Genomic DNA, 22,404 nt, shown 5'->3' with positions numbered 1-22,404 from the left:
GCCGGGAAGCATTCCGCTTCCCGGCCGTTTTCGTGTGCGCTGCTAGGCGAGGGCGATCTGTCCGTCTTCGACGGTGATCTCCACTGCGGACAGGTTCGTCTCGGCGGGGCCTTGCTCGAGCGTGCCTTCGAGGGTCCAGGTCGACTGGTGGCGGGGGCAGATGATGTTGCCGTCGGCGTCGGGGGCGTCGACGATGGCGCCCTGGTGGGGGCAGACGGCGGAGAAGGCGAGGAACTCGTCGGCGGTCGGCTGCACGATGACGGTCTCGTCGACGACGATGCCGCCGCCCACGGGGACGTCGGCGGTCGCGGCGATGCCGGTGCCGCCGCCGGTCTCGCCGGTGGTGCCACCGTCCGCGGCGCTGGTGGTGGAGGTGTCGGGGGACTCGGTGTTGGGGGATTCGGCGGTGCCGCAGGCGGCGAGGGCGCCCGCCGCTCCGAGCCCCGCGAGGCCGCACATGACGCCGCGCCGGGAGGCGAGGCCTTTGGCGAGCACCTGCTTGGCGAGGTCGGTTCCGGCCTTGGTTTCGGTCATTGTCGAACTCCTTGCGCTGTGGGTGCGGCGCCCTTGATCGACCGCGGTGTGCCTGCGGGCCGCGGCGGTGCCGTTGCGGCGCCTGCAGGCCGCAACGCTAGCGCCGGAATGGCGAGCTTGTCACGCCTTGCGGGCCGATATCAAGAGTTTTAGTTGAAGCTTCATCAAGTTCTCAGGAAGCTCCCAGACCCGCGCCGCACCCCGGCGCCGCTACAGCCCCAGCGACCGCGCGATCAGCATGCGCTGCACCTCGTTCGTGCCCTCCCCGATCTCCAGCACCTTGCAGTCGCGCCACGCCCGCGCCACCGGCGTCTCGTTCATGAACCCGTACCCGCCGAAGATCTGCGTCGCGTCCCGCGCGTTCTCCACCGCCGCCTGCGACGCGTGCAGCTTCGCCAGCGCCGCGTCGGTGCCGAACGGCTCGCCCGCGTCGGCCTTCACCGCCGCGTCCTGCCACGCCAGGCGCGAGGTGTGGGCGCGCAGCCGCATGTCGGCGAGCATGAACGCGATGGCCTGGTTCTCGGCGATCGGCCGCCCGAACGCCTCCCGCTCCTTGGCGTGGACGAGGGCCTCGTCGAGGCAGCCCTGCGCGGAGCCGGTCGCGAGGGCGGCGAGGGCGACGCGTCCGGCGTCGAGCAGTTCGAGGAACTGGACGAAGCCGCGGCCGCGCTGGCCGACGAGGTTGGCCTCGGGGACGCGGCAGCCGTCGAAGTAGACGGGCCGGGTGTCGGAGGCGCGCCAGCCGACCTTGGAGTACTCGGGGCCGATCTCGAGCCCGGGGGTGCCGGGTTCGACGGCGATGCAGGAGACTTCGCCGGGCCCGGTCTGGGCGGTGGCGATGATGAGGTCGGTCATCTCGGTGCCGGCGTTGGTGATGAAGCACTTGGCGCCGTCGATGACCCATTCGCCGTTCTCGAGGCGGGCTTTGGTGTCGGTGTGGCCGGCGTCGGTGCCGCCGCCGGGCTCGGTGAGCGCGAAGGCGACGAGGCCTTGGCCGGCGGCGAGGCGCGGGAGCCATTTGGCCTGCTGCGCGGGCGTGCCGTAGCGGGCGATGCCTTCGGCTCCGAGGGTGACGGACGCTTCGACGGTGACGGCGACGGAGGCGTCGACGCGGGCGATCTCCTCGAGGGCGAGGCCGAGCATGAACAGGCCGGCGCCGGCGCCGCCGTGCTCCTCGGGGAGGGTGACGCCGAGGACGCCGAGTTTGCCCAGTTCGCGGACGAGGTCGGCGGGGAATTCGCCGCGCTCGTAGAAGTCGCCGATGACGGGCTTGATCTTGTCCTGGGCGAATTCGCGGACGGCGGCGGCGAATTCGGTCTGCTCGAGGTCGAGTTTCATGGCTGTGCTCCTACACCGGTGTGATCGGGTGCCTGCGGTCGGAAAACCGGCGTTCCTTGTGGGTGAGCCGGCGGTATCGGGCGATGAGGTCGTCGCGGAGGTGGGCGGGTTCGATGATGTCGTCGACGACGAGTTCGCCGGCGAGTCGGCGGAGGTCGACGTCGGCTTCGTATTCGGCGCGTTTGTCGGCGACGAAGCGCTCGCGTGCTTCGGGGTCGTCGATGGCGGCGATCTTGTTGGCGTACACGGCGTTGACGGCGGCTTCGGCGCCCATGACGGCGATGCGCGCGGTGGGGAGGGCGAGACATGCGTCGGAGCCGAAGGCGGGTCCGGCCATGGCGTAGAGGCCGGCGCCGTAGGCCTTGCGGACGACGACGCAGAGTTTGGGGACGGTGGCTTCGGCGACGGCGGCGATCATCTTGGCGCCGTGGCGGATGATGCCGCCGTGTTCGACGGCGGAGCCGACCATGAAGCCGGGGACGTCGGCGAGGAAGAGCAGGGGGACGTTGAAGGCGTCGCAGGTGGCGACGAAGCGGGTGGCCTTGTCGGCGGAGTCGGAGAAGAGGACGCCGCCGCGTACGGCGGAGTTGTTGGCGACGATGCCGACGGGCCGGCCGTCGAGGCGGGCGAACGCGGTGATGAGCTCGCCGGCCCAGCGGGCCTGCACTTCGAGGACGGAGCCCTGGTCGACGAGGCCGTCGACGAAGGCGTGCATGTCGAACGGCGCGGATTCGCTCGCGGGGACGGTCGCGGCGAGGTCGACGGGGAGCGGGGGGCGGGCGGCGCGCACGGGCGCGGGCTGGGTCCAGTTCGAGGGCAGGTAGGAGAGCCAGCGGCGGACGGAGGCGATCGCTTCGTCTTCGTTGCGGCACAGGAAGTGGCCGACGCCGGACTGCTCGCAGTGGACGCGGGCGCCGCCCATGTCCTCGAGGGTGGTCTTCTCGCCGGTGACCATCTCGACCATGCGGGGGCTGCCGAGGTACATGGAGGCGTTGCCGTCGACCATGGCGACGATGTCGCAGAACGCGGGGATGTAGGCGCCGCCGGCGGCGCTGGGGCCGAAGAGGGCGCAGGCCTGGGGGATGCGGCCGGAGGCGCGGACCTGCTCGTGGAAGATGCGCCCGGCGCCGCGGCGGCCGGGGAAGAGCTGCACCTGGTCGGTGATGCGGGCGCCGGCGGAGTCGACGAGGTAGACGATCGGGTGCTGCTCGAGCTGGGCGGCTTCGACGGTGCGGATGATCTTCTCGACGGTGCGGGCGCCCCAGGAGCCGGCCTTGACGGTGGAGTCGTTGGCGACGAGGCGGATCGGCCGGCCTTGGACGGTGGCGGTGCCGACGACGACGCCGTCGGCGGGCAGGGTGGGGTCGGGGTTGGCCCAGAGGCTGTCCTCGCGGAAGGAGTCGGGGTCGCACAGGCGCCTGATGCGTTCGCGGGCGTGGTACTTGCCGGCCGCGGCTGCGGCCTGGTGGTACTTCTCGGCGCCGCCGCGCTCGATCCGCTCGCGTTCCGCCGGGTAGTCCCCGAATTCCACGGCACGGCCTCCTTGCCGGTGTCGTTCCCTTAACGATCGTTAAGGCAAGCATATTGTGTCCCGCCGATCCCCGCCTGTCAACGCATTCGCCGCACTACTCATTCAGTTGTCTCACCCCTGGTGCATCATCGATTCGGGGGCGCCCGCGAACGCCCGTTTTGCCACGGAATCGCCGCGAACCGCCGGACCCGCATCCCGCCGGCAGCGCGCAGGCCCGCACCCGCCTCCCGCACGCCCCCTTCGCCTGCCGCGGCTACGCTCGGGGGACCACCGACACGCGTGCCCCCAGCGCGCCGCCACCCCGGAGTTCGATGAGCAGCCCCGCGAGCACCAGCGCCGCCCCGACCACCGCTCCCGCACCCGCCGCCGCGAAGCCGCCGCGCCTGCGCGAGATCGACGGCCTCCGCGGCCTCGCCATCGTCGTGATCGCGGTCTACCACGTCTGGTTCGACCGCGTCTCCGGCGGCGTCGACGTGTTCCTGCTGCTCTCGGGTTTCTTCATCACCGCGAGCCTCCTCCGCTCCGTCGAGCGCACCGGCTCGGTCCGCCCGCTCGCGTTCGCGGCCCGCATCGTGCGCCGCATCTTCCCGCCCGCGCTCGTCGTCGCCGCAGCCGCCGTCCTCATGACCGCCCTCTGGCTGCCGCGCGCCACCTGGCACCAGCAGCTCGGCGACATCCTCGCCTCCGCCCTCTACTACGGCAACTGGAACCTCGCGCTCCACTCCGTCGACTACCTCTCCTCCAACAACGGCGCGAGCATCGTCCAGCACTACTGGTCCATGGGCGTCCAGGCCCAGTTCTACGTCCTCTGGCCGCTCCTCATCGCCGCCAGTGCCTGGCTCGCCGCCCGCGCCCGCTGGAGCCGCGCCCGCGTCCTCGCCGGCGCGCTCGCGCTCGTCTTCGCGGCCTCGTTCGCGTTCGCGCTGTGGGAGACCGCCGAGAACCAGGCGTTCGCGTACTTCGACCTGCGCGCCCGCCTGTGGCAGTTCGCGGCCGGCGGCCTCCTCGCCGTCGCCCTCCCGCGCCTGCGCGAGCGGTTCGCCGGACGCGACACGCCGGGCCCGCAGTGGACGGCGGCCCTCCTCGGCTGGGCGGGCGTCGCCGTCCTCCTCGGCGCCGGGTTCGTGCTCGAGAGCACCCAGTTCCCCGGCCTCGCCGCCCTCTGGCCCGTCGGCGGCGCGTGCGCGGTCGTCGTCGCCGCCTCGCTCAGCCCCGGCGGCGGCGCCGGGCGGCTGCTGAACACGCGGCCCGTGCAGTGGCTCGGCGACCTCTCCTACACGCTCTACCTCTGGCACTGGCCGGTCCTGGTCTGCTACCTCACCGCCACCGGCCGCGACACCGCCACGCTCCTCGGCGGACTCGGCCTCCTCGCCGTATCGACCGCGCTCGCGTGGGCGACCCGCTGGGCGCTCGAACTGCGGCTCCCCGCAACGGGTCTCGGCCAGCGGACGGTGCGCGGCGCGTTCGCGCTCGGCGCGGCCGCCCTCGCGCTCGTCCTCGCCTCCTACGGGGCCCTCACCGGGTACATCGCGTACGAGCGCGACCGCCTCGCCGCGGCCGCCGCCGACACCTCCCTCTACCCGGGCGCGGCCGCCCTCGCCGCGGACCTCGACGTCCCCGAAGCCGACTTCACGCCCTCCACACTGGACGCCGCCCGGGACTACGACCCGGCGCTCTCCGGCCGCTGCAACCAGACCATGGAAGGCTACGAGCCGATCCGGTGCGATTTCGGGAAAGATGAAGCCGACGCCGAGGCCACGGTGGTCATGTACGGCGGCTCCAAGATCTGGCAGTGGCTCCCCGCGGTCCTCGCCGCCGCTGAGTCCCGGGACTGGCACGTCATCGCGTACACCAAGAACGCGTGCATCATCGAGACCGGCCAGGAAGCCCTCGGCGAGGAGCGGTACCGCTCCTGCGCCGCCTGGAACGACGCCGTCGTCGCCGAGATCGGCCGCCTCGCCCCCGACCTGGTCCTCACCTACGGCTCCCGCGTCGGCTACGAGGCCTACGAGACCTTCCCCGACTACACCGACCGGTACGAGCAGCTGCTCGCGACCGGTGCCGCCGTGGTCGCCCTGCGCGACACCCCGAGCCCCCGCTTCGACATCCCGCTGTGCGTGGACCTCAACGGCCCCAACGGGAGCGAATGCACCGTCGACCGCGCCTCCTACTACGACGAGGGCGCGTTCGAGGCACTGGAGGTCCCCGCGGGCGTCCGGAAAGCGGACCTCACCGACTACATCTGCGAGCCCGACACCTGCCCTCCCGTCGTCGGCAACGTCCTCGTCTACCGCGACGACGCCCACCTCACCAACACGTACGCCGCGACCCTCGGCCCCTACCTCGAAGCCGAACTCGCCGCCGCCCTCGCCGAGCCCGCCGCCGGATAGCCGGAAGGCCCGGCTCGCGCGAGCCGGGCCTTGCGAAAGCCTTACGCGGTGACGGCGTCCAGCGCGATCTCGACCATCTCGGAGAACGACTCCTGCCGGTCGGCCGCGGGCAGCTCCGTGCCCTTGAGGATGTGGTCGGAGATGGTGCACAGCGCCAGCGCGCGCGCCTTGAACTTCGCGGCGAGCGTGTAGATCGCGGCGGCTTCCATCTCGATGGCGAGGATGCCGTAGTCGGCGAGCTTCGCCTCGACGTCGGGGGCGTCGGTGTAGAACGTGTCCGAGGAGTACAACTGGCCGACGTGCAGGTTGATGCCGCGCGCGGCGGCGGCGTCGACGGCGCCGCGCAGGAGCCCGAAGTCGGCGACGGGGGCGTAGTCGACGATGCCGTTGAAGCGGATGCGGTTCATGGAGGAGTTGGTGGAGGCGCCGATCCCGGCGACGACGTCGCGCAGTTCGATGTCGTCGTGGATCGCGCCCGCCGAGCCGACGCGCACCACGGTCGTGACGCCGTAGACGTCCAGCAGCTCGTGCGTGTAGATCGACGCCGACGGCTGGCCCATCCCGGTGCCCTGCACGGACACGCGCTTGCCCTTGTAGGTGCCGGTGTAGCCGAACATGTTCCGGACCTCGGTGTAGCAGGTCGCGTCGGTGAGGAAGTGCTCGGCGATCCACTTCGCGCGCAGCGGGTCCCCGGGCAGGAGGACGCTCTCGGCGATGTCGCCCGGCTTGGCGGAGATGTGTGCAGTCATGACGCCAGCTTCTCATAAACATCCCATGAATTTGCGGAGACCGGCTGTGAGCTGGATCGCCGAACCCGGTCTCACGGACGAGGTCGCGGTCCGGTAGTGTTCTCCGCGGTGGCGTGTCCGAGCGGCCGAAGGAGCTCGCCTCGAAAGCGAGTGTGCGGTAACCCCGCACCGTGGGTTCAAATCCCACCGCCACCGCCAACGTAATCCCAGTTCAGACGCCCGAGAGGGCCGATGAACTGGGATTTTTCTTTGCCCGTTGACCTGGGGCTCCGGATACATCCGGGCTGCTCAAGATGGAATTCCCCACCGTTCCCCACGCGTTCCCCACGGGGGCTTTCCGGCTTCTCGGAGTGATCGCTCCCGCTCGTCGCCAGGATTTGGGCGGGACATTGAAGGGCCGGTCGATCGGTGGGATCGGCCGGCCCGCTGCCGGAAAGAGCCACATGAGCCGGCGAACCGGTCGTCGTCTTGGGCAGCGCTGAGGACTACTGGATCATGAGCTCGAACTTGCTGCTTTCCCCGCCGTTGTTGGCGACCCAGAACTGCGCGGCGCCGGTGGGCAGCGTGCTGGGGATCTTTCACCTCGTTGTCCTGCGAGAGTGGTGGACGATGGCGCCGGGCTGCGTGTCCCTTCCGACTCGGGTTGTCGGGACATCCGTGGTCGGGGCGTCGGTTGTCGGGGCGTCAGGCGGCTGTCCCCAGTCCGACCGGAGCGGTCTGGGATTGGGCGCCATTTGGGTACGACATCATCCAGGCGGCGAGAATGCCCACGGTCGCTGTTGAGGCGAGCAGTGGAATGACCCTTCGCCACCGCTGATTCCGAAGTCCCTCCGTCATTGGATACCTCCAATTCTGTCGTCCGGAAGGAAATCAGTGTCAGTACAGAGGTTGCTTGAAACGAATCTGTTCATAGCAGACAAAGGACACTCGATCATATATTTAGTTCATATCATGTGATTTATAGAAGACGAGCGGGCTTCATCTCACCCTGTCGTTCGTGACCGAGCGTCTCACTGCGCCTGGTCGTCGAACTGGGAGCGGGCGCGATGGACGGCGGGCATGTTCTCGGTGGTCCAGTACAGGAGCGCGTCGACGAGTTCCTGAAGCGTGTTGCCGAGTGGGGTGATGCGGTATTCGACGGTGACGGGTCGTGTGTTCACGACCACCCTCTCGACCATGCCGTTGCGCTCGAGGCGCCGCAGGGTGGCCGTGAGCGACTTCTGGGTCACGACCGGGATCGCCCGACGCAGTTCGTTGAAGCGCGAAGGCTTGCCGCACAACCGATCGAGCACCTGCAGCGACCACTTGTCGAGCACCTGGTCGAGCAGCTCGCGATGTTCCGCGGTGAGCTGGGGGGCATCGGACGCGGGGTGGGCGGTTTCGGTCATGACACCTAGTATAGTTGAAGTTCCCTTCGTAAACCAGGTATATCTGGGGTACTTACCGTCGACTCAACGAAGGGACCTCCCATGGCAGTGCAGCTGCTGACCCCCGAGGGCATGATGCAGCCCGTTCCTTACCACCACGTCGCGATCGGCACCGGTACCCGCCAGGTGCATGTGGCCGGTCAGATCGCGCGCGACGCCGAGGCCAATCCCGTCGCACCCGGCGACCTCACCGGCCAGGTCGCGCAGGCCCTGCGCAACACCGCCCGCGGCCTCGCGGGGGCCGGCGCCGGCTTCGCCGATGTCGTCCGCCTCCGGTTCTTCGTCACCGATTGGAGCCCGGAGAAGATCGACGACTTCATGGCCGGCATCCACCGCGTCGCCGGCGAGCTCGGCCTCCCGCAGCCGCTGCCGCCGGTGTCGCTCATCGGCGTCGACTACCTGTTCGAACCCGATGTGCTCGTCGAAGTCGAGGCCTTCGCAACCCTCGATTGACCGCGGTGGGTTCAAATCCCACCGCCACCGCCAACGTCGGGAATGCCGGGCTTGTCTTCACAGGCCCGGCATTCGCCGTTTCTGGGCACGGGCGGCTAACCTGTCGGAACCGCGCCGCCCGCCGGCGGCGCGCCCGGCGCGACCGCGCCGCTCACAGAAAGGCGGGCAGGTGAGCCGATCCTCGACGGCCGGAAAGCTCTTCAGCGGGACCCTCATCGTCCTCTCGCTGCTCCTCGCCGCGGTCCTGCTCCTCCACCGGTTCATCCCCAACCGCTGGTTCAACCTCGGCAGCCTCATCGAGACGTTCCTGCCCTGGTTCGGCCTCGCCGTCCCCGTCTTCGTCATCCTCGCCGCGATCCGCCGCCGGCCCCTCGCGATCGTGTGCGCGCTCCTGCCCGGCCTCGTCTGGTTCCAGATGTACGCCGCGCTCATCCCCGACAAGCACGTCGGCGAGGGCGACTTCCGCGTCGTCGCCCACAATGTCAACGCCGAGAACGCCGACACCGCGGGCACGGCCGCGTCCCTCCTCGCCGCCGAACCGGACGTCCTCGTCCTCGTCGAGCTCACCGAGGAGCAGCGGCACGCCTGGAGCGAGGTCCTCGACGAGCGGTACGAGTACTCGGTCTCCTACGGCACCGTCGCCCTCTGGTCCGCCCACCCCGTCCTCGACTCCAACGAAGTCGACCTCGACCTCGGCTGGGCCCGGGCCTTCCGCGCCGCGATCGAGATCGACGGCGAGCCCGTCGCCTTCTATGTCGCGCACCTGCTCTCGGTCCGCGTCAACACCGAGGGGTTCACCTCCGCGCAGCGCAACGAGACCGCGCTCCTCCTCGGCGAGGCCATCGCCGACGAGCAGCTCGAGCGGGTCGTCCTCGCCGGGGACCTCAACGGCACCTCGCAGGACCGCGCCCTCGCGCCCATCACCTACCAGCTCCACTCGGCGCAGGCCGACGCCGGGAAGGGCTTCGGGTTCACCTGGCCCGCCGACACCCCGATGGCGCGGATCGACCAGGTCCTGTACCGCGGCCTCGAGGCCACCGGCTCGGACGTCATGGACGCGACCGCTTCCGACCACCGCCCCGTCATGGCCGACTTCGCGTTCTCGTAGGAACCGGGGCGCCCGCGTGCAACCACCCGCGGGCGTCCGGGCGTCTTGGAGACGTGACCGAAGACGACGCGACCATGATCCTGCCGACCGTCAGCGGCGGCGCCGCGGGCGGCCCCGCCGACGACACCGCGGTCTTCGCGCGCGTCAACGACCCCGCCGCTGCGGGCAAGGCCCTCATCGAGCTCGAGGGCGTCGGCATGACCTACCCCGGCCCGCCGCCCGTCGAGGCCCTCAAACCCGTCGACCTGCGCATCGACGAAGGCGAGTACGTCGCCATCGTCGGCCCCTCCGGCTCGGGCAAGTCCACCCTCCTGAACCTGCTCGGCCTCCTCGACGCCCCCACCGCCGGCACCTACCGGCTCGACGGCCGCGACACCTCCACCATGAAGGAGGCGCACCGCACCCAGCTGCGCGCCGAGAAGATCGGGTTCATCTTCCAGTCCTTCCACCTCATGGCCCACCGCACCGCGACCGAGAACGTCGCCATGTCCCTGGTCTACCAAGGGATCCCGAAGCGCAAGCGGCGCCAGATCGCTCGCGAGAAGCTCGAGCTCGTCGGCCTCTCCCACCGCCTCGACGCGCTCCCCACCACCCTCTCGGGCGGCGAGCGCCAGCGCGTTGCCATCGCCCGCGCCCTCGCGGCCGGGCCCAGCCTGCTGCTGTGCGATGAGCCCACCGGCAACCTCGACTCCAAGACCGCCGACTCCATCATGGCCACATTGGACGAGCTGCACGACGAGGGGCTGACGATCCTCATCATCACGCACGACCACGAGGTGGCCGAGCGCGCGTTGCGCGCCGTCACCATCCGCGACGGCCAACTGCGTGAGGGCAACCACCTCCACGACGACCACGCCGTCTCCGCCGCGGCCGCGGGCACCCTCGTGATGCCCAAGGCCACCTGAGCCTTCCTTCCTCCCAAAAGGACTGCGGGCCCGCGCCGGAAGGCGCGGGCCCGCAGTTCGCTTACGGCTCAGTCACGGCCGGGCGGCGTCTCGCCGGGACCGGGCGACTCGCCCTCGCCGGGCTTCTCCTCTTCCTTGTAGTCGGAGCCGTTCGAGACGAGGATGTACACCGGCGCGCCCTTCGGGGCCGAACCGGTCGGCGTGGTCGAGAACGCTTCGCCCTCTTTGCAGTCGGAGTCGTACTGGCCGCTGGCGATCGAGGCTTCGAACCCGGCGCCGGCGACGCGCGAGCGGGCGTCGTCGGGGTCCATGCAGTCGATCGACGGGATGGAGACGAGGTTCTTGCCGTTGACCATGTCGTTGGTGGGCTTGGGGAAGTTCGCCTCGTCGAGGCCGCTCACGGCGTCCTTGAGGATGGCGACGCCGGCGGACTTCACCGAGTCCTTCAAGGAGGAGGTCGCCACGTTGCTGCGGTGCGTCGCGTCGGGGTCGCCGACGAACGTCGCGGTGGTGGCGTTCGGGGTCGAGCCGATGAACCAGTAGGACCGGTTCGAGTCGGCCGTGCCGGTCTTGCCGAACAGCGGCCGCCCGAAGTCGCCGGTGTACCTGGCGGCGGTGCCGGTGCCCGAGCACTGGGTGCCGTCGGCGTTCTGGCCCACGACGCAGCGGCCGGCGCTGACGGCCGCGTACGCGACCTCCTCGGGGAACGCCTGGTTGCATTGCGGCGCAGCGGCGTCGGGCAGTTCCTTCCCGTCCGAGCCGATCACCTTCATGACCGGGAGCGGCTCGCAGTGGACGCCTCCGGCGGCGACCGTGGCGTACGACTCGGCCATCTCGAGCGGCGTCGTCGAGTGGAGGCCGAGGGTGAAGGTGCCCTGGGACTCGTCCATGGTGCCGTCCTCGTACGCTTTGTTCAGCGGCGAGTTGTAGAAGTCGACGCCGGAGGCGACGGCCGCCTCGTAGGCGGCGCTGACGCTGACCATCTCTTGGAGCCGCACGAACGCGGTGTTGGAGGAGCGGCCGAACATGCCCCACATGTTCAGCGGCGCCGAGGACCAGTCGCCGTCGTTCGTGGGGCACCAGTGCGCCCACTGCTCGCCGTCGCGCGTGAACGGCTGGCAGTCCGACTCGGACTCGCTGAGCGAGGACCCGCTCATGAGGTACTGGGAGGCGTACCTGCCCGGCGAGGGGATGCGGGTCTCCAGGGGATAGCCCTTGTCAAGGGCCGCAAGCATGGTGAACATCTTGAACGTCGAGCCGCCCGGATAGCCGTTGACCTCTTCGCTGCCGCTGAGCAGCGGGATGGTCGTGGCCGGGTAGTTCGAGGGCTTGGAGTCGTCGCCGTCGCTGCGCGGACCGTTCTCGGTCTGGTCGAGGCTGTATTCGCGGTTGACGGCCATGGCCCGCACGTGCCCGGTGCCGGGCGTGATCGTGACCGAGCCGAGCGCTTCGGGGATGTCGACGCCGACCTCGTCGGCGAGCTCCTCGGTGGCCTTGTTCTGCAGTTCGGCGTCGAGACTGGTGACGATCTTGAAGCCGCCGCGCTTGAGCAGGCTCAGGCGGTCGCGCTCGGTCTCGCCGAAGGCCTCCTGGTTCCCCCACCACTCCTTGAAGTAGTCGCAGAAGAAGCCCCAGTTGGGGGTGGCGACGTCGACGCATTCGCTGCGGACTGGGCGCGGGTTCAGGCCGAGCGGCTGGGCCTTGGCCTCGTCGGCTTCGGCCTGGGTGAGGGTGCCCAGGCCGACCATGCGGTCGAGGATCCAGTTGCGGCGGTCGACGATCTGGGTGTCGTCGCCCTCGCCGTCGAGGAGGCCGTCGGCGTAGGAGGGGAACTTCGGCAGCGACGCGAGCGTCGCGGCCTCGGCCGCGGTGAGCTCGTTCGGCGGCTTGTTGAAGTACGTGTAGGAGCCGGCGTGGACCCCGTAGGCCTGGTTGCCGAGGTAGATCACGTTCAGGTAGCCCTCGAGGATCTCCTCTTTGGACATTGTCTCTTCGATCCCCATGGCGTACCGGGCTTCTCGGAGCTTGCGCTCGTACGTGTCCTCGGATGCGGCGATCACTTCGTCGATGGTTGAAGCCGAGTAGATCAGGGTATTGCGTACGAACTGCATGGTGAGGGTCGACGCCCCCTGGGAGTCGCCGCCCTGGTTCGCCACGGCGGCCCGGATGATCCCGGCCCAGTCGACCCCGTTGTGCTCGTAGAACTTCGAGTCCTCGGCCGCCAGGAGCGCGTCGATCATGACCGGGGAGACCTCGTCGAGGGAGACCTCGCGCCGGTTCTCCTCGTAGAAGGAGGTGATCAGCGTCTCGCCATCGGAGGCGTACACATAGGTCGTCTGCGGCAGCGTGGGTTTGGTGAGTTCCGTCGGCAGCGACTCGAACGAGTCGACGCTGTTCTCGGCAACGAGGCCGCCCAGTCCGACGAGGGGGAAGGCGGCCGCGGCCGCGAGCACACCGGCGAGCACACCGCAGATCAGCAGCGCGATGCCGTCCCTCAGGGGACTCCGGTCGCGTTTCAAGGTCTCCACCGCCTCAGATTAGAACGAACGTCGGGAAGTGCGGCACGGCAGCATCCGTATGTGGATGGGGTGGCCCGCATGCGAGGCGACATGTATGCCCGCAATTGATACGCCGCAATCCGAAAGGAGAGATGCGCTCGTATCGGAATCGTTATTATCGCGAACTGCCATCGCGTAATGAACCGTAGGGGTGAAGCCGTCCCACGGAGTCCGATTTTCGTCTCGGAGAGTAGTCAAACCCTTACGAGAGGTGTAAGGTCCGTTCTGACGGCCACATTGCGTGATCGAGAGGTCACTCGAATGTAGTCGTCGGGGGGTATGAAGGGGAAAGATCTCACGGGGAGGTCATGCGGATGGGACTGCTGATCGACTGGACGACCAGGGCGCTATGTCAGGAAGGTGATCCTGACGCCCTGTTCGTGCAAGGAGCAGAGCAGAACAACGCGAAGAAAGTGTGCCGCGGCTGTCCGGTACGGCTCGAATGCCTCGCCGACGCGCTCGATAACCGCATCGAGTTCGGCGTCTGGGGAGGCATGACCGAGCGGGAGCGGAGGGCACTGCTGCGCAGGCACGCGGACGTCCGCTCCTGGCGGGCGGTCTTCGAGGTCGCACTCGAGGAGGAGCAGCGCAGCGCCCGCAAGGGCAGCCGGCGCCGGATACCGGTCGACGTCAACTTCTGACCGGCGAAGCCTCTCACCGAAAGGCATGAGCACCGCGCCTGGACGGCACCACCGTCCGGGCGCGACTGCTGTTCCGGGGCACCGCCGCGCTCAGGCGCCCGCGGCCGCCTCGCCGAACGCGCGCAGATCGTCCAGGTCCACGACCTCGACCCCCAGCGACGGCACCCACCGCTGCGGCACCCCCGGGCACGCCGCCGCGTACCGGGCCGCCACCCGCTCCTCGGCCGCCCGCCGCCGCGCCAGGTCCGCGTGCGTCCGCAGCACCGCCGCGACCGGGTCGTCCGCGTCCGACTCCTCAAGGGCCGCAGCCGCACCCAGCGCCCGCTCCGCCGTCAGCTCCGCCGCCACCGGCGTCAACCGGTTCAGGACCATCCCGTCGAGCGGCATCCGCTCCTCCGTGAGCCGCCGCGTGAAGTACACCGCCTCGCCCACCGCCGCCGGCTCCGGCGCCGCGATCACCAGGAACGACGTCTGGTCGTCCTGCAAAGCCGCGAACGTCGCCTCCGCGCGCTTGCGGAAGCCCCCGAACGTGTCCTCCAGGCTCGCCGTGAACTCGGCGACGTCCGTCAGCAGGTGCCCGCCGAGAACCTTGTTGAACACGCGCGTGAACACCGCCGCGCTCGCGCCCATGAGCGACAGCATCGACCGCCGCGCGCCAGGCGTCGACGCCGACAGCAGCCGGATCACCCGGCCGTCGAGCAGCCGCGCGAGCCGCGCCGGCGCGTCCAGGAAGTCCAGCGCCGACCGCGACGGCGGCGTGTCCAGCACGATGAGGTCCCACTCGCCCGTGGCGCGCAGCTGCCCGAGCTTCTCCATCGCCATGTACTCCTGCGTGCCCGAGAACGTCGACGACACCGCCTGGTAGAACGGGTTCGCGAAGATCTCCGCCGCCCGCTCCGGCGTCGTATGCGACGCCACGACCTCGTCGAACGTGCGCTTCATGTCGAGCATCATCGCGTCCAGCGACCCGCCGCGCACCCCCTCGACCCGCCTCGGGACGTTGTCGAGCGCCTCCATCCCCAGCGACTGCGCCAGCCGCCGGGCCGGATCGATCGTCAGCACCACCGTGCGCCGCCCGTGCACCTCCGCCGCCCGCAGCGCCAGCGCCGCCGCCGTCGTCGTCTTGCCGACCCCGCCCGAACCGCAGCACACGATCACATGCTTGCCCGCGTCTTTGAGCAGCGCGTCCACGAACAGTCCCCGCACCTCAGCCATGGCGCCGCTCCCCCGACACGCCCGGACGCAGCACCCGCGCGAGCTGGTACAGCCCCGACAGGTCCACCCCCTCGGGCAGCAGCGGCAGCTCCTCCACCGGGCGGCCCAACCGCTCGAGCCGGTCCCGGTACCCGTCCACCGCCTCGATCTCCGCCTTCGCCGCCGCGTACTCCTCCACCAGGCCCGCCACGAGCGCGGCGTCGGGGCCAACGCCCGCGCGAGCGAGCCCGGCCGCGATCGCCTCCGGGTCGACCTCCACGGCCTTCGCGCCCGCGACCTTATTCAGCACCAGGTGCCCCACCGGGAGGTCCGCGGCCATGAGCTCCCGGTACGCGTCCACGCTCTCCTGCACCGGCATCGCCGCCGGCGTCGTCACCACGTGCACCGCCGTCAGCGACGAGTGCAGCATCCGCGCCACCGACCGCGAGTGCTTCCCGATCGGCCCGGTCTTCGCCAGCCGCCCGCTCTCCACCGTCACGTTCAGGAACTTCACCACCCGGCCCGTCGGCGGCGCGTCCAGCACCACCGCGTCATAGGCCATCCGGCCCGACTCGGTGCGCGACACCGCCTCCTTGAGCTTGCCCGTGAGCAGGATGTCCCGCAGGCCCGGCGCGATCGTCGTCGCGAAGTCGATCGCCCCGAACTTCTGCAGCGCCTTCCCCGCCGAACCCAGCCGGTAGAACATCGTCAGGTAGTCCAGCAGCGCCTCGTCGGCGTCCACCGACTGCCCGAACACCTCCCCGCCGTCCAGGCCCGCGGCCAGATGCCGCTCCTCGTAACCCAGCGACGGCGCGTCGAACAGCGGCGCGATCCCCTGCCGCCCTTCGACCTCCACCAGGAGCACCCGCCGCCCGGCGCCGGCCAGGGCCAGCGCCAGCGCGGCCGCGACCGAGGTCTTCCCCGTGCCGCCCTTCCCGGTCACGATGTGCAGTCGCGGCACCGGGAGCGCTGAGGCAGTCATTCATCGGAGTCTAGTCAGGCCGCGGTGATCCCGCATATGAGCCATTGCGGCTCGCCCTCTTCGGCGACGAGCGAGAACACCCATGTCGCGGGCTCTGCGATCGCCCCGGCCTCGCCGACGCGGATCTCCGCCTCGACCGTGGCCGCCCCGACCGACCGGCCGGTCTCGGCGACGCCGTCCCACGCGAACTCGCCCGGCCGGTCCGTGAAGGACAGGGCCGCGACCGCCTCGCTCAGGTCCCGGTCGGCCTTGTCCGCGCACAGCCACGCGGCGGCCGCCTCGGCGTCGCGCTCGTGCAGCAGCGCCTCCAGGAACGCGTCCACGGTGTGCTCGGGCGAGTCGGTGACGTCGCCGACGTCCACGAACAGGCGCATCGCGCCGAGGACGAGCGCGACGCAGAACGCCGCGACGGCGGCCGCGATGAGCCACGGCCACCACCGGCCGGACTTGTCGCGCGGCGGCGCGTGCCGGCCGTGCCCGGCCCTGGCGGCCCGCTGCTCGGGGATCTCAGGCGGCGCCGCGGCACCGGACCGCTCGGCGGCACTGCCGGACTGATCGTCATGGGGCGCGGTTTCGGAGGACGGCGCACTGGTGTCAGACGACACGGGAACACTCCCTGGTTCGACTGGTGCGGCCCGAGACGGCGCACCGTAAGGACTTCGGGGGAGGCGACGCACTCTGAGCGTAGCGGTGCGACGCCGCCGGATCAAGACGCCGTACTGTGGGCGCATGGAGAAATGGGAGTACCTCACCGCGCCGCTGCTGATCCACAACACGAAGATGATCCTCGACAACTTCGGCGACGAGGGCTGGGAACTGGTCGCCGTCGTGCCCGGACAGAACTCGGAGCAGCTCGTGGCGTACTTCAAGCGCAAGAAGGAGCAGTAGCGGTGACCGATGTGGACAAGGCGCTCGCGCGCCTGGGGCTGACGCTGCCGACGGTCGTGCCGCCGCTCGCCGCCTACCGGCCCGCCGTGCGCTCGGGGGACTACGTGTACACCTCGGGGCAGCTGCCGATGGTCGACGGCGCGCTCGTCGCCGCCGGGAAGGTCGGCGCCGAGATCGACCCCGAGCAGGGCTACGACCTGGCCCGGATCTGCGCTTTGAACGCGCTGGCCGCGGTCGCGTCGATCGCGCCGCTCGACGAGGTCGTGCGGATCGTGAAGGTCGTCGGCTTCGTCGCCTCGGCCCCCGGGTTCACCGGCCAGCCGAAGGTGCTCAACGGCGCGTCCGAACTCCTCGGCGAGGTCTTCGGCGAGGCCGGGACGCACGCGCGCAGCGCGGTCGGCGTGGCCGAACTGCCGCTGGGCGCCCCCGTCGAGGTCGAGCTCATCGCGGAGCTCGCCCCGAGCGCCAAGACCGTCCTCGTCTGACCAGGCTTCCCCGGCCGGTACCGCACCGCGCGGTACCGGCCGGTTCGCGTTCCGGGCCGAACGCGGGGCCGGTCAGGTGATGGACGGCAGGACGCGGGCCTCGACCTCGCCGAGCGCGATCGTGGTGCCGCGCGGGCCCGGCGCGGTCGCGGTGACCTTCACCGTGTCGCCGTTCTCCAGGTTGAACCGGCCGGTGACGGCCTCGCCCGAGCCGTACAGCAGGCCCGCGCGCAGGAGCGCGCCGCCCGAGGTGAGCTGCGCCAGCTGCTGCGCGGGCGTCCAGTACGACTCCGCGAAGTCCGCCCCGGCGACCGCCACGCCGTTCACCTCGATGTTCAAGTGCAGGTCGAACCCGTACCGGTCCGACTCCTTCAGGTAGGACGCCATGTCCGAGCGCGGCTCCGGCGCGGCGGTGCGGGCGGCGTTGAGCGCCTCGATCGGGGTCACCCACGCGCTCATCGAGGTCGCGAACGACTTCGACGCGAACGGGCCGAGCCCGTCGGTCTCGAGCTCCGCGAAGTCGCGGGCGGTCCAGTCGTTGAGCAGGACCGCGCCGAACACGTGGTCCTCGAACGCGTCCGGCGACACCGGCCGCCCCAGCTCGGTCTCCCCGCCGACGAGGAACCCGACCTCGGCCTCGATGTCGAGCGCCCGGGTCGGCCCGAACACGGGCTGCCCGTCCTCGCCCCGGCGGTGCCCCGCGGGCCGCACCAAGTCCATTCCGGAGGGAATGATCGTCGAGGCCCGGCCGTTGGAGGCGCGCGGGTGGAGGCGGGCGGCTTCGGGCGCGCGCATCGTGAAGTCGACGTAGTCGGTCACCAGCAGCGGCGCGTGCATCACCGCCTCGCTGAGCGGGGTCAGCCAGTTGCTCGCGATCTCCTGGATGCTCGCCTCGGTGAGCGCCTCCTGCGCCTGGGTCCGGATCTGCTTCCACGCGGACTTGCCGAGCGAGAGGAGCCGGTTGAGCGCGGGGTCGCGCAGCGCGGTGCACGCCGCGCAGGTCTGGCAGTCGCCCGAGAGCACGGCCTTGTGCATGTCGAGGATCTGGTCGCCGATGCGCACGCCGATCCGCGGCAGCGTCTCCTCCGCGGTCGAGAAGACCCCGAACGGGAGATTGTGGATGTTGTAGGGGCTCTCGTCGGCCCCGGGAACCCAGCAGGTCGTCACTAGCTCGTCCTCCAAAGATCGTGGTGAAGGACTAACGAGCGCCCCGCGCGAAAGGTCACTCGGGGTTGCGGTGCCTACGCAGAACTGTGAACCATCCCACCCACGCCGCGACCGCGACGACCGCGAAGAACAGCCGCGCCCCGGCGTCGATCTCAGACCCGAGCACGGCCGGGACCGCGAAGACGACGGCGAGGCCGAGCAGGATGGAGCGGCCGAGCGCGCCGCGGAAGAGCCCGGGGCCGTAGATCTTGCCGCGCCACGCGGGGTCGGCCGGGTCGGCGTCGACCCATTTGCGCGGCATGCGGCGGGCCTCCGGGGGCACGCGGCCGCCCGGGTCGAGGCGCTGCAGGAGCTCGTCGGCTCCCACGGCGCGTTCGGTCTCGGCGGCGCGTTCGGGCTCGAGGTCCTCGGCGGCCTGCCGGGACCGCTTCGCGAGGTCGTTCATCTCCAGGCTCTCGGCGATCGCCGCGAGCACCAGATGCGTGCGCGGCTGGTCGGGAGCGAGGTTCACCGCGTTCCACGCGGCGTCGAGCGCGGGCTGGGCCGCGCCCGCCCGGCGGGTGATGAGCGCGTAGTGCACGTGGTGCCGCCACGACGCCCGGTCGAGGTCGAGCATGCTCGCGGCGGCCTGCAGGGCTTCGTCGCGCCGCCCGGTGTCGGCGAGCGCGTACCCGCGGGTGATCATCGCCCGCGAATGCTCGGGCTTGTGCGCGAGCGCCGCGCCCGCGTACGTCAGGGCCTCGTCGGGGTCGTGCACGGCGAGCGCGCAGGCGGCGGCCATGGCGTTCGCGTCGGGGTCGAGGGGGTCGACCCGCAGGGCGGCGTCGACTTCGGCGCGGGCGTCCTCGACTTGGCCGAGCTCGTACAGCATCTCGGCGCGCTGCACGTACTCCGCGACGGAGCGGCGGGTGGGGTCTGCGTCCATGGGATAACTTCCGAACGGCGGTCACTGCTGGTACAGCAACGCTACCGCGGTCGCGGCGAGACCCTCGCCTCGTCCGGTGAAGCCCAGGCCGTCAGTGGTGGTCGCGGAGAGGCGCACCGGCGCGCCGATCGCCTCGCCCATCGCGGACTCGGCCTCGGCCCGGCGCGGGCCGATCTTGGGCCGGTTGCCGATGACCTGCACGGACACGTTCCCGATCGCCCATCCGGCGGCGCGCACGCGGCGCGCGGACTCGCCCAGGAGCGCGGCACCGGAGGCGCCGGCCCATTCGGGACGGGAAGTGCCGAAGTTCGCGCCGAGATCGCCGAGACCGGCGGCGGAGAGCAAGGCGTCGCAGGCCGCGTGTGCGGCCACGTCACCGTCGGAGTGCCCGGCCAGACCCGCCTCGCCGGGCCAGGAGAGGCAGGCGAGGCGGCATGGCTGGCCCTCGTCGAAGCGGTGCACGTCGCTGCCGTGCCCGATGACGAAGGGCGTATGGGGACTCGGGGTCGCGCTGGCGCGGTCGCGGGAGTCCGTGGTGTGCTCGAAGCTGTCGTTGCTCACGTTGAAGCGGTGCTGCGGGGGCCGGCTACTTGACCGGGGCCTCCGAGAGCAGGACCTTGTCGAGGATGTTGTCGGCCTCGTCCTTCACGCAGTCCTCGGCGAGGGCGATCTCGCCGGTGAGGATCTCGCGGGCCTTGGAGAGCATGCGCTTCTCCCCGGCGGAGAGTCCGCGCTCGCGGTCGCGCCGCCACAGGTCGCGGACGACCTCTGCTATCTTCAGCGGAGAACCGGACGCGAGCTTCTCGACATTGGCCTTGTAACGCCGCGACCAGTTGGTGGGCTCCTCGGTGTGGGGGGCGCGCAGCACCTCGAAGACCTCTTCGAGGCCCTCGGCGCCGACGACTTCCCGGACGCCGACGAGCTCGACGTTCTTTGCTGGAACCTTGACCGTGAGGTCACCCTGCTCGACACGCAGCACGAGGTATTCCTGTTCGATACCGCCGATGGTGCGAGTCTCTACAGCTTCAACGAGTGCGGCCCCGTGGTGGGGGTAGACAACGGTCTCGCCGACACTAAAACCCATAGGATCGAAACCCCTTTCGCTGTGTCCAGCTTAACACGGGATCGGGGGTTTCCCCGACAGCGGATCGCCGCGAATTCCCTGGTCAATTGGTATGTGACTGATTACTCTACGGCACCTTGGGCTCTCGGGCGGCGAGCAGAGGAGACAAATGAGGCCTGCGTCCCTCTTTCGTGTCCGGCCCCTCCCGGCGGCCCGCCGGGCGGCTCCTCAGTGGTGCCCGGCCGCGCCCCCGCGTCCGATCTCGCGTCGCGACTACCTGCCGCGATGATCGTTTTCGAGGTGAGTTGCGTTGCGGCGCAAGGAAAAAGGCGGACGGGAAGCTCCGGGTGAGATCCAGGGCTCGCCTGCCGCCCGGCCAAGGGAAACGATGAGGGCTCGTCGTCTACGCTGTCGTCAGCATGCCTGTCGGAACTCAGGGAGGACCAGCAGTGGTCAGGGGAATCAGCACGGCGACGGTTCGCCGCGCGGCCGCCATCGCTATCGCGGGGGCCGCTGCGACCGCTCTGTCCGCGTGCGGCGCGAGTCTGGGGTCTCAGACCGAGGTCAAGCAGAGCGCGATCGCCGGGGTCAACATCGACGACGGCGACATCGCGCTGCGCGACCTCCAGGTCGAGTTCACCTCCGCCGAGGGCTACGCGGCCGGCGACGACGCGGCCCTGCGGCTGTGGATCGGCAACGAGGGCGAGACCGAGATCAGCCTCGAGAGCATCGAGACCACCGCCGGCACGGTGACGTTCGTCGACCCCGCCGCCCAGGCCGCCGAGGCCATGGAAGCGGCGCGCGAGGGCGCGAGCGAGTCCCCGGAGTCGGACGAGACCACCGGCGAGTCCACGGAGGAGACGAGCGCTCCGGCCGACGGCGCGACCTCCGAGGCCCCCGCGGTCGACGAGCTCGACGGCGAGGAGGCCTACGAGCCGATCGTCATCGCCCCGGCCGACTACGTGCGACTCGACCAGGGCGCCGAATCCGGCTCCTACTTCCTCATCGAGAACCTCAGCGAGGAACTCCGCCCGGGCGACACCCTCGACGTGGTGTTCCACTTCGCCGACGGCACCTCCGTCCCGGCGAGCCTGCCGGTGGGCCAGGCGCTCGCGCCCGAAGAGCGCGAGTACTACGAGCCCGAGGGCGAAGCCGAAGGCCACTAAGCGCGCCGCCAGGTACGCGAACCGAACTCGCACTGCGGGCCCCGATCCAGTGAATCGGGGCCCGCAGTCGTCGTTCGGGGCGGTTTTCTGTCGGACCCGGCTGCCACGATCGCCGCAGACCTTATCTTCCCCTCTTGTGGTGGGTGGGGGCTTGTGGACGGGAGCACGCCGCATCCCGCGAACCGCGGCTCAGCGGCACAGGGGCCAGCGGCGCTCCACCGCCTCGTCCCGGCCCTTGCGGCGGAAGAACGCCTCGAGGCTCGCCGCGTCCTCCGCGTGCCAGCGCACCTGCGCGGCATGGAGCTCGCCGGGGGTGATCGCCCCGACCTCCGGGTACATCGTGCCGATCGCGCGCGCCAGGGCGACCGTGGCGATCGCGTCGCCGGCCGCCGAGTGGGCCTCCGAGTGCGGCACCCCGTAATGCGCGGCCGTCACCCCGAGGGTCCGCTTGCCCTTGCGGTACTTGTCCACCCGTTTGTCGAGCACCGACGGGTCCACGACCGCCATGCGCGCCCAGTCGGGCTGCTCGATGCCGTGCCGCTCCAGCTCGAACGACAGCAGCGTGCAGTCGAACCCGGCTCGGAACGCCACCACCGGCACCTCGTTGTCCACGGCCGCGCGCAGCGCCGCCGCGACCTCGGCCAGGGCCGCGGCGGGCGCGAGCCCTTCGGCCTGCACCCGCTCGTCGGTGATGCCGTGGACGCGGGTGGCGCCCGGGGGGATCGGCACGCCGGGGTCGATCAGCCACGTGCGCGCCGTCTCGACGCCCGGCTGCGGACCGCTCACCAAGGCCGCCTGGACGATCCGGTCGCGGTCGACCGCGACGCCGGTCGTCTCGGTGTCGAATCCCAAGAGGGGGCCTTCAAACCATCGTTCGCTCATGGCGACACCGTACCGGGA

The 22,404-nt window shown here is 70.6% G+C and carries 22 protein-coding genes and 1 tRNA gene; 9 read left to right on the top strand and 14 right to left on the bottom strand.

The window, feature by feature from the left end; genetic code table 11:
- Nucleotides 1-42: 42 nt before the first annotated feature.
- From J5V16_RS21225 to J5V16_RS21215, 3 genes are all read right to left on the bottom strand, one after another.
- On the bottom strand, nt 43-534 hold the full coding sequence (locus J5V16_RS21225) for a Rieske (2Fe-2S) protein (RefSeq protein ID WP_208498977.1): 492 nt from the start codon (nt 532-534) through the stop codon (nt 43-45).
- 210 nt (nt 535-744) lie between these two features.
- A complete protein-coding gene (locus J5V16_RS21220) occupies nt 745-1,872 on the bottom strand; it encodes an acyl-CoA dehydrogenase family protein (RefSeq protein ID WP_208498976.1) in 1,128 nt (375 codons plus the stop codon).
- Nucleotides 1,873-1,882: 10 nt separating this feature from the next.
- Nucleotides 1,883-3,403, bottom strand: a complete 1,521-nt coding sequence (locus tag J5V16_RS21215) for an acyl-CoA carboxylase subunit beta (protein WP_307793039.1) — start codon at nt 3,401-3,403, stop codon at nt 1,883-1,885.
- Nucleotides 3,404-3,714: 311 nt separating this feature from the next.
- Here J5V16_RS21215 and J5V16_RS21210 point away from each other — a divergent pair, with 311 nt between their 5' ends.
- On the top strand, nt 3,715-5,793 hold the full coding sequence (locus J5V16_RS21210; protein WP_208498975.1) for an acyltransferase family protein: 2,079 nt from the start codon (nt 3,715-3,717) through the stop codon (nt 5,791-5,793).
- Between the two features lie 41 nt (nt 5,794-5,834).
- Here J5V16_RS21210 and deoD read toward each other — a convergent pair whose 3' ends face one another.
- Complete coding sequence (deoD, locus tag J5V16_RS21205; protein WP_208498974.1) at nt 5,835-6,542, bottom strand: purine-nucleoside phosphorylase; 708 nt, start codon at nt 6,540-6,542, stop codon at nt 5,835-5,837.
- A gap of 107 nt (nt 6,543-6,649) precedes the next feature.
- On the opposite strand from deoD, the gene J5V16_RS21200 reads away from it, so the two are divergent.
- A tRNA-Ser gene (locus tag J5V16_RS21200) sits at nt 6,650-6,740 on the top strand.
- A gap of 812 nt (nt 6,741-7,552) precedes the next feature.
- On the opposite strand, the gene J5V16_RS21195 is transcribed toward J5V16_RS21200, so the two are convergent.
- The gene (locus J5V16_RS21195; RefSeq protein WP_208498973.1) at nt 7,553-7,930 is read right to left on the bottom strand and encodes a winged helix-turn-helix transcriptional regulator; all 378 of its coding nucleotides are present in this window, start codon (nt 7,928-7,930) and stop codon (nt 7,553-7,555) included.
- Nucleotides 7,931-8,011: 81 nt separating this feature from the next.
- On the opposite strand from J5V16_RS21195, the gene J5V16_RS21190 reads away from it, so the two are divergent.
- The 3 genes from J5V16_RS21190 to J5V16_RS21180 all read left to right on the top strand — a co-directional run bounded on the left by J5V16_RS21190 (nt 8,012) and on the right by J5V16_RS21180 (nt 10,435).
- Nucleotides 8,012-8,422, top strand: coding sequence for a RidA family protein (locus J5V16_RS21190; protein ID WP_208498972.1), 411 nt, complete (start codon nt 8,012-8,014; stop codon nt 8,420-8,422).
- 169 nt (nt 8,423-8,591) lie between these two features.
- Nucleotides 8,592-9,530 (top strand): endonuclease/exonuclease/phosphatase family protein, encoded by a 939-nt coding sequence (locus J5V16_RS21185; protein WP_307793038.1) that lies wholly within the window; start codon nt 8,592-8,594, stop codon nt 9,528-9,530.
- Between the two features lie 53 nt (nt 9,531-9,583).
- On the top strand, nt 9,584-10,435 hold the full coding sequence (locus tag J5V16_RS21180; RefSeq protein ID WP_307793037.1) for an ABC transporter ATP-binding protein: 852 nt from the start codon (nt 9,584-9,586) through the stop codon (nt 10,433-10,435).
- Between the two features lie 68 nt (nt 10,436-10,503).
- On the opposite strand, the gene J5V16_RS21175 is transcribed toward J5V16_RS21180, so the two are convergent.
- The gene (locus tag J5V16_RS21175) at nt 10,504-12,963 is read right to left on the bottom strand and encodes a transglycosylase domain-containing protein (protein WP_208498970.1); all 2,460 of its coding nucleotides are present in this window, start codon (nt 12,961-12,963) and stop codon (nt 10,504-10,506) included.
- Nucleotides 12,964-13,307: 344 nt separating this feature from the next.
- Here J5V16_RS21175 and J5V16_RS21170 point away from each other — a divergent pair, with 344 nt between their 5' ends.
- A complete protein-coding gene (locus tag J5V16_RS21170) occupies nt 13,308-13,634 on the top strand; it encodes a WhiB family transcriptional regulator (protein ID WP_208498969.1) in 327 nt (108 codons plus the stop codon).
- A gap of 90 nt (nt 13,635-13,724) precedes the next feature.
- Here the strand turns inward: J5V16_RS21170 and J5V16_RS21165 are convergent, their stop codons facing one another.
- The 3 genes from J5V16_RS21165 to J5V16_RS21155 are packed head-to-tail and all read right to left on the bottom strand — an operon-like array spanning nt 13,725 to nt 16,415.
- Nucleotides 13,725-14,849 carry an ArsA family ATPase gene (locus tag J5V16_RS21165; RefSeq protein WP_208498968.1) on the bottom strand — a complete coding sequence of 375 codons (1,125 nt, stop codon included), beginning with the start codon at nt 14,847-14,849 and terminating at the stop codon, nt 13,725-13,727.
- Nucleotides 14,842-15,810 carry an ArsA-related P-loop ATPase gene (locus tag J5V16_RS21160; RefSeq protein WP_208498967.1) on the bottom strand — a complete coding sequence of 323 codons (969 nt, stop codon included), beginning with the start codon at nt 15,808-15,810 and terminating at the stop codon, nt 14,842-14,844. The genes J5V16_RS21165 and J5V16_RS21160 overlap by 8 nt, the downstream gene beginning before the upstream one ends.
- Nucleotides 15,811-15,824: 14 nt before the next feature.
- Entirely contained in the window at nt 15,825-16,415 is a 591-nt protein-coding gene (locus tag J5V16_RS21155; protein ID WP_208498966.1) for an Rv0361 family membrane protein, read from the bottom strand.
- Nucleotides 16,416-16,539: 124 nt separating this feature from the next.
- Here J5V16_RS21155 and J5V16_RS21150 point away from each other — a divergent pair, with 124 nt between their 5' ends.
- Together J5V16_RS21150 and J5V16_RS21145 are read left to right on the top strand one after the other, a co-directional pair.
- Complete coding sequence (locus tag J5V16_RS21150) at nt 16,540-16,698, top strand: hypothetical protein (RefSeq protein WP_208498965.1); 159 nt, start codon at nt 16,540-16,542, stop codon at nt 16,696-16,698.
- 2 nt (nt 16,699-16,700) lie between these two features.
- Nucleotides 16,701-17,183 (top strand): RidA family protein, encoded by a 483-nt coding sequence (locus J5V16_RS21145; protein ID WP_208498964.1) that lies wholly within the window; start codon nt 16,701-16,703, stop codon nt 17,181-17,183.
- A gap of 72 nt (nt 17,184-17,255) precedes the next feature.
- Here the strand turns inward: J5V16_RS21145 and J5V16_RS21140 are convergent, their stop codons facing one another.
- From J5V16_RS21140 to J5V16_RS21125, 4 genes are all read right to left on the bottom strand, one after another.
- Nucleotides 17,256-18,350 carry a fumarylacetoacetate hydrolase family protein gene (locus tag J5V16_RS21140; RefSeq protein WP_208498963.1) on the bottom strand — a complete coding sequence of 365 codons (1,095 nt, stop codon included), beginning with the start codon at nt 18,348-18,350 and terminating at the stop codon, nt 17,256-17,258.
- 55 nt (nt 18,351-18,405) lie between these two features.
- The gene (locus J5V16_RS21135) at nt 18,406-19,275 is read right to left on the bottom strand and encodes a tetratricopeptide repeat protein (RefSeq protein WP_208498962.1); all 870 of its coding nucleotides are present in this window, start codon (nt 19,273-19,275) and stop codon (nt 18,406-18,408) included.
- A gap of 21 nt (nt 19,276-19,296) precedes the next feature.
- Nucleotides 19,297-19,755: a 2-C-methyl-D-erythritol 2,4-cyclodiphosphate synthase gene (gene ispF / locus J5V16_RS21130; RefSeq protein ID WP_208499012.1), complete on the bottom strand. Its 459-nt coding sequence runs from the start codon at nt 19,753-19,755 to the stop codon at nt 19,297-19,299.
- Nucleotides 19,756-19,861: 106 nt separating this feature from the next.
- Nucleotides 19,862-20,359, bottom strand: a complete 498-nt coding sequence (locus tag J5V16_RS21125) for a CarD family transcriptional regulator (RefSeq protein WP_205325932.1) — start codon at nt 20,357-20,359, stop codon at nt 19,862-19,864.
- 428 nt (nt 20,360-20,787) lie between these two features.
- Here J5V16_RS21125 and J5V16_RS21120 point away from each other — a divergent pair, with 428 nt between their 5' ends.
- The gene (locus J5V16_RS21120) at nt 20,788-21,504 is read left to right on the top strand and encodes a copper chaperone PCu(A)C (RefSeq protein WP_208498961.1); all 717 of its coding nucleotides are present in this window, start codon (nt 20,788-20,790) and stop codon (nt 21,502-21,504) included.
- Nucleotides 21,505-21,693: 189 nt separating this feature from the next.
- Here the strand turns inward: J5V16_RS21120 and J5V16_RS21115 are convergent, their stop codons facing one another.
- Complete coding sequence (locus J5V16_RS21115) at nt 21,694-22,386, bottom strand: exonuclease domain-containing protein (protein ID WP_208498960.1); 693 nt, start codon at nt 22,384-22,386, stop codon at nt 21,694-21,696.
- Between the last annotated feature and the right edge of the window lie 18 nt (nt 22,387-22,404).

Origin of the sequence: Glycomyces niveus (genome assembly GCF_017592475.1) — a bacterium.
Classification (GTDB): domain Bacteria; phylum Actinomycetota; class Actinomycetes; order Mycobacteriales; family Micromonosporaceae; genus Glycomyces; species Glycomyces niveus.
This window is presented reverse-complemented; position numbering and strand designations above follow the sequence as displayed.